Annotated in this window: 2 protein-coding genes and 1 pseudogene; all 3 read left to right on the plus strand. The window is 70.1% G+C overall.

Annotated elements, in window-relative coordinates; translation table 11 throughout:
- Window positions 1-219, plus strand: a 219-nt coding sequence (locus tag CCL05_RS27930; RefSeq protein ID WP_158102504.1) for an HAD hydrolase-like protein, incomplete at its 5' end; no start/stop codon positions are given.
- 480 nt (window positions 220-699) lie between these two features.
- The gene (locus tag CCL05_RS27935) at window positions 700-5658 is read left to right on the plus strand and encodes an NAD-glutamate dehydrogenase (RefSeq protein ID WP_086563300.1); all 4959 of its coding nucleotides are present in this window, start codon (window positions 700-702) and stop codon (window positions 5656-5658) included.
- Between the two features lie 113 nt (window positions 5659-5771).
- Window positions 5772-6690, plus strand: a pseudogene (locus CCL05_RS27940) (hypothetical protein); the annotation flags it as partial.

Genomic DNA, 6690 nt, shown 5'->3' on the forward strand with positions numbered 1-6690 from the left:
CACATGGTGCGGCATCTGGGGTCGCTGAGAGTGGATCCTGAGCGGACCGTGGTGATCGGGGATGCCGCGGATGACGCGGTGGCCGCGCGGCATGTGGGGGCCCGGGCCGTGCTGTATACCGGCGGGTCGCACAGTCGGGCGAGTCTGGAGGCGGTGGGGGTGCCGGTCGTGGACACGCTGGAGGAAGCCGTGGCGGAGGCCGAGCGGCTGGCGGCGTAGCTGGGTGCTCGGCGTNNCCACCCGTGCCGCCCTGGGGGTACCTCCCAGGCCCTTGAGGCACTGGGGGAGGCACGATTGCCCGCAGCTATGGCCGTCGGAAGGTGGCCGCACTGTGCAGAACGTCAAACTTCCAGGCCTGGTTTTGTACACATACGGCTCATGACGGGCCCCCTGTAAGGAGCGATAGCCTTGGTGGCGTGATCAGCGCGATAGTTCGCGGGGACGTCGTCGTCCCTGCCCTGCGCCCGGAGAGCACGGACTACATCCGTGACCGGGCGGCGGTCGCTGGTCTTCGCGGGCGGGACGGGGCTTCATACCCGTGGGGGAGCTCAAGATTGGCTCAGACACCCCCGCTCATCTCACCTTGCGGCATAGCGTCGGAACAGACCGGATACCCCGTGTCACGGCGTGACGTCGTAAGCGCAGAGGCCGTACTTCCTTCTACGTCACGCAACGGCGCGCGACAGGAGCCAGAGGACAATGCAGACCAAGCTGGACGAAGCCAAGGCCGAGTTGCTCGAGAGGGCCGCCCGGGTAGCTGAGAACAGCCCGGTCGGGGGGCACCTACCGACCGGGTCGACGGGCGAGGAGACCCCAGACGCCCAGGAAGCCCCGGATCGTGAGTCCCTTCTCTCGTTCCTCCAGCGTTACTACCTGCACACGGCCCCGGAGGACCTCACCGACCGCGACCCGGTCGATGTCTTCGGAGCCGCCGTCTCGCACTACCGGCTGGCCGAAAACCGTCCCCAGGGCACGGCCAACGTGCGGGTGCACACCCCTACGGTCGAAGAGAACGGGTGGACGTGCACCCACTCCGTGGTCGAGGTCGTCACCGACGACATGCCCTTCCTCGTCGACTCCGTCACCAACGAGCTGACGCGACAGGGGCGCGGCATCCACGTCGTCATCCACCCGCAGTTCGTCGTGCGGCGCGATGTCACCGGCAAGCTCATCGAGGTGCTGCCCAAGCCCGCGACCGGCATGCGCGACCTTCCGCACGACGCGCACGTCGAGTCCTGGATCCATGTCGAGTTCGACCGCGAGACCGACCGGGCCGATCTGAAGCAGATCACCGCCGACCTGCTGCGGGTGCTGTCCGACGCCCGTGAGGCCGTCGAGGACTGGGGCAAGATGCGCGAGGCGGCGATCCGGCTGGCGGAGGGGCTGCCGGACGAGCCCATCCCCGGTGACCTGCCCGGTCCCCAGGTCGAGGAGGCTCGCGAGCTGCTGCGCTGGCTGGCCGACGACCACTTCACGTTCCTCGGGTACCGCGAGTACCAGCTGCGCGGGGACGACTCGCTGGCCGCCGTGCCCGGCACCGGCCTCGGCATCCTGCGCGCCGACCCGCACCACTCCGACCAGGAGAGCCACCCGGTCAGCCCGTCCTTCGAGCGGCTGCCCGCCGACGCCCGGGCCAAGGCGCGCGAGCACAAGCTGCTCGTCCTGACCAAGGCGAACAGCCGGTCGACCGTGCACCGGCCGTCGTACCTGGACTACATCGGGGTCAAGAAGTTCGACACCGAGGGCAATGTCGTCGGCGAGCGGCGGTTCCTCGGGCTGTTCTCCTCCGCCGCCTACACCGAGTCCGTGCGCCGGGTCCCGGTGATCCGGCGCAAGGTCGAGGAGGTCCTCGAACAGGCCGGGTTCTCGCCCAACAGCCACGACGGGCGCGACCTGCTCCAGATCCTGGAGACGTACCCGCGCGACGAGCTGTTCCAGACCCCGGTCGACGAGCTGCGCTCGATCGTCACCTCCGTCCTCTACCTCCAGGAGCGCAGGCGGCTGAGGCTCTACCTGCGCCAGGACGAGTACGGGCGCTACTACTCGGCCCTCGTCTACCTCCCGCGCGACCGCTACACCACGGCCGTCCGCCTGCGGATCATCGAGATCCTCAAGGAGGAACTGGGCGGCATCAGCGTCGACTTCACGGCCTGGAACACCGAGTCGATCCTGTCCCGGCTGCACTTCGTGGTCCGGGTCCCGCAGGGCACCGAGCTGCCCGAGCTGTCCGACGCCGACAAGGAGCGCATCGAGGCCCGGCTGGTGGAGGCCGCCCGCTCCTGGGAGGACGCCTTCGCCGAGGCGCTCAACGCCGAGCTCGGCGAGGAGCAGGCGGCGGAACTGATGCGCCGGTACGCGCACGCCTTCCCCGAGGGCTACAAGGCCGACCACAACCCGCGCGCAGCGGTCGCCGACCTCGTCCACCTCGAACAGCTGAACGCCGAGGAGGGCCAGGACTTCGCGCTCAGCCTCTACGAGCCGGTGGGCGCCGCCCCCGAGGAGCGCCGCTTCAAGATCTACCGCACGGGTGACGCCATCTCCCTGTCGGCGGTGCTGCCGGTCCTCAACCGGCTCGGCGTCGAGGTCGTCGACGAGCGGCCGTACGAGCTGCGCTGCTCGGACCGGAGCGTGGCCTGGATCTACGACTTCGGCCTGCGCATGCCCCGCTCCCGCAGCGGCGGGGACCACCTCGGCGACGACGCCCGCGAGCGGTTCCAGGACGCCTTCGCCGCCACCTGGACCGGCAAGGCGGAGAACGACGGCTTCAACGCCCTGGTGCTGAGCGCCGGGCTGACCTGGCGCCAGGCGATGGTGCTGCGGGCGTACGCGAAGTACCTGCGGCAGGCGGCGTCCACGTTCAGCCAGGACTACATGGAGGACACCCTCCGCAACAACGTCCACACCACCCGCCTGCTCGTCTCCCTGTTCGAGGCGCGGATGTCGCCGGACCGGCAGCGCGCGGGACACGAGATCGTGGACGCGCTGCTGGAGGAGGTCGACGCGGCCCTCGACCAGGTGGCCTCGCTCGACGAGGACCGGATCCTGCGGTCCTTCCTCACCGTCATCAAGGCGACCCTGCGGACCAACTTCTTCCAGGAGGCGGCGGGCGGCAAGCCGCACGCGTACGTCTCCATGAAGTTCGACCCGCAGGCCATCCCGGACCTTCCGGCGCCGCGCCCGGCGTTCGAGATCTGGGTGTACTCGCCGCGCGTCGAGGGCGTGCACCTGCGCTTCGGCAAGGTCGCGCGCGGGGGCTTGCGCTGGTCCGACCGCCGTGAGGACTTCCGTACGGAGATCCTCGGCCTGGTCAAGGCGCAGATGGTGAAGAACACCGTCATCGTGCCGGTCGGCGCCAAGGGCGGATTCGTCGCCAAGCAGCTGCCCGACCCGAGCGTCGACCGGGACGCGTGGATGGCCGAGGGCATCGCCAGCTACAAGACGTTCATCTCGGCGCTGCTCGACATCACCGACAACATGGTGGCCGGCGAGGTCGTGCCCCCGGCGGACGTCGTGAGGCACGACGGGGACGACACCTACCTCGTCGTCGCCGCCGACAAGGGCACCGCGACCTTCTCCGACATCGCCAACGGGGTCGCCGAGCAGTACAACTTCTGGCTCGGTGACGCCTTCGCCTCCGGCGGCTCGGCCGGCTACGACCACAAGGGCATGGGCATCACCGCCCGCGGCGCCTGGGAGTCCGTCAAGCGGCACTTCCGGGAGCTGGGCGTCGACACCCAGACCGAGGACTTCACGGTCGTCGGCATCGGCGACATGTCCGGTGACGTGTTCGGCAACGGCATGCTGCTCTCCGAGCACATCCGGCTGGTGGCCGCCTTCGACCACCGGCACATCTTCATCGACCCGAACCCGGACGCCGCCACCTCCTACGCCGAGCGCCGCCGCCTGTTCGAGCTGCCGCGTTCCAGCTGGGAGGACTACAACAAGGAGCTGCTGTCGGCCGGCGGCGGCATCTTCCCGCGTACGGCCAAGGCCATCCCGGTCAACGCGCACATCCGCGAGGCCCTCGGCATCGAGGCCAAGGTCACCAAGCTGACCCCGGCCGACCTGATGAAGGCGATCCTCCAGGCGCCGGTGGACCTGCTGTGGAACGGCGGCATCGGTACGTACGTCAAGTCCTCCGCCGAGTCCAACGCGGACGTCGGCGACAAGGCCAACGACGCCATCCGCGTCGACGGCAAGGACCTGCGCGTCAAGGTCGTGGGCGAGGGCGGCAACCTGGGCCTGACCCAGCTCGGCCGGATCGAGTTCGCGCTGCACGGCGGCCGGATCAACACCGACGCCATCGACAACAGTGCGGGCGTGGACACCTCCGACCACGAGGTGAACATCAAGATCCTGCTCAACGGCCTGGTCGCGGACGGCGACATGACCGTCAAGCAGCGCAACAAGCTGCTCGCCGAGATGACCGACGAGGTCGGCCACCTGGTGCTGCGCAACAACTACGCGCAGAACACGGCGATCGCCAACGCCCTCGCCCAGTCCAAGGACATGCTCCACGCCCAGCAGCGCTTCATGAAGCACCTGGTCAGGGAGGGCCACCTCGACCGGGCGCTGGAGTTCCTGCCCACCGACCGGCAGATCCGCGAGCGGCTCGCCCAGGGGCAGGGCCTGACCAGCCCGGAGACGGCCGTCCTGCTGGCGTACACGAAGATCACGGTCGCCGAGGAGCTGCTGCACACCTCGCTGCCCGACGACCCGTACCTGCGGGGCCTGCTGCACTGCTACTTCCCGACCGCGCTGCGCGAGGAGTTCGCCGAGCGCATCGACGGCCACCCGCTGCGCCGCGAGATCACCACGACCGTCCTGGTCAACGACACGGTCAACACCGGCGGCACGACGTACCTGCACCGCCTGCGCGAGGAGACCGGCGCCTCCCTGGAGGAGATCGTCCGGGCCCAGACCGCGGCGCGTGCGATCTTCCGCTCCGCCGAGGTGTGGGACGGGGTCGAGGCGCTCGACAACAAGGCCGAGGCCGACGTCCAGACCCGCATCCGGCTGCACTCGCGCCGCCTCGTGGAGCGCGGGACGCGCTGGCTGCTCAACAACCGGCCGCAGCCGCTCCAGCTCGCCGAGACCGTCGACTTCTTCGCCGACCGGGTCGAGCAGGTCTGGACGCAGCTGCCGAAGCTGCTGCGCGGCGCCGACCTGGAGTGGTACCAGAAGATCTACGACGAGCTGACGGACGCCGGCGTCCCGGACGAACTCGCCACCCGCGTGGCCGGGTTCTCCTCCGCCTTCCCGACGCTCGACATCGTCTCGGTCGCCGACCGCATGGGCCGGGAGCCGCTGGACGTCGCCGACGTCTACTACGACCTCGCCGACCGGCTGCGGATCACCCAGCTCATGGACCGCATCATCGAGCTGCCCCGCGCCGACCGCTGGCAGTCCATGGCCCGCGCGGCGATCCGCGAGGACCTGTACGCGGCGCACGCGGCGCTGACCGCGGACGTCCTGGCGGTGGGCAACGGGACCTCGACGCCCGAGCAGCGCTACAAGGCGTGGGAGCAGAAGAACGCGGCGATCCTCGGCCGGGCCCGCACCACACTGGAGGAGATCCAGAGCTCCGAGGCGTTCGACCTCGCGAACCTGTCGGTGGCGATGCGGACGATGCGCACGCTGCTGCGGACGCATTCGTAGCAGTACGGCCTCCTGGGCGCCCCGGGCCGATTACGGCCCGGGGCGCTTTCTTCTCGGCGCGTCTCAGGGCGATTCGAGTGGAGGACTTACCGTTTCCGGCTAAGGCTTGGGACGTGACAGTGAACAGACCGGCGGCCCTCGCCGTGCAGGCGGCGGCCGCGGTGGTCGTCCTGCTGCTGGTCCTCGTGATCGTCCGGCTGCCGTGGGCCGGGGACCTCGGCATGCACGCCGCGACCGTCCAGCGGCTGCGCCACGATCTCGTCGACCCGGGCAATCCGCTCGTCGACGCCGACACGCCGAGCCCGTACTACTCGCCCTGGACGCTGGTGCTCGGCTGCGTCGCCCGGGTGAGCGGACTGTCGGTCTTCGTGGTGCTGCGGCTGGGGGCGCTGGCCGGGCTCGCGCTGCTGCTGTCGGGGGTGTGGCGGTACGTGCGGACGCTGAGCGGCCATCGTGCCGCGCCCCCACTGGCCGTACTGAGTCTGCTGTTCCTGTGGGGGACGGTCCTGTTCAACTGGAGCGGCTTCTACGGGCTCAACTCGCTCGCGCTGACGGTGTCGTATCCGAGCGTGTTCGCGCTGGGGCTCGCGTTCCACTTCTGGGCGTGGCTCGGGCGGGCGGTGCGCGGTGACGGTGACGCGCGGTGGGGCGTGTGGCTGGGGCTGGGGGCGCTGTGGGCGGTGATCCTGCTGTGCCATCAGTTCTCGGGCGTGGTGGCCACGCTGGGGGCGCTCGCGACCGTGGTGGCCGCGCGGCCGGGCCGGTCGGTGTGGCTCCGGCTGGGCGGTGGGCTGGTGCTGGGACTGGTCGTGCTGCTGCTGTGGCCGTACTACGACTTCTTCGCGCTGTTCGGGGCCGGGGCTGACCTGGAGTCGGTGCACCGGCCGTTGTACGAGGACCTGGTCGGGCGGTACTGGCTGGTGCTGCTCGGGGTGGCGGCGCTGGGGGTGCGGTGGCGGCGGGACCGGTGGGATCCGCTGGTGCTGTTCTTCGTGCTGGGGGTCGTCGTGGTGGCGGCGGGCGGGGTGAGCG

The organism is Streptomyces africanus (genome assembly GCF_002150735.1).
Lineage (GTDB): Bacteria > Actinomycetota > Actinomycetes > Streptomycetales > Streptomycetaceae > Streptomyces > Streptomyces africanus.

What these genes read in the sequence shown, in the direction of transcription:
- CCL05_RS27935 (WP_086563300.1), top strand. Translation starts at nt 700, where the DNA reads ATGCAGACCAAGCTGGACGAAGCCAAGGCCGAGTTGCTCGAGAGGGCC.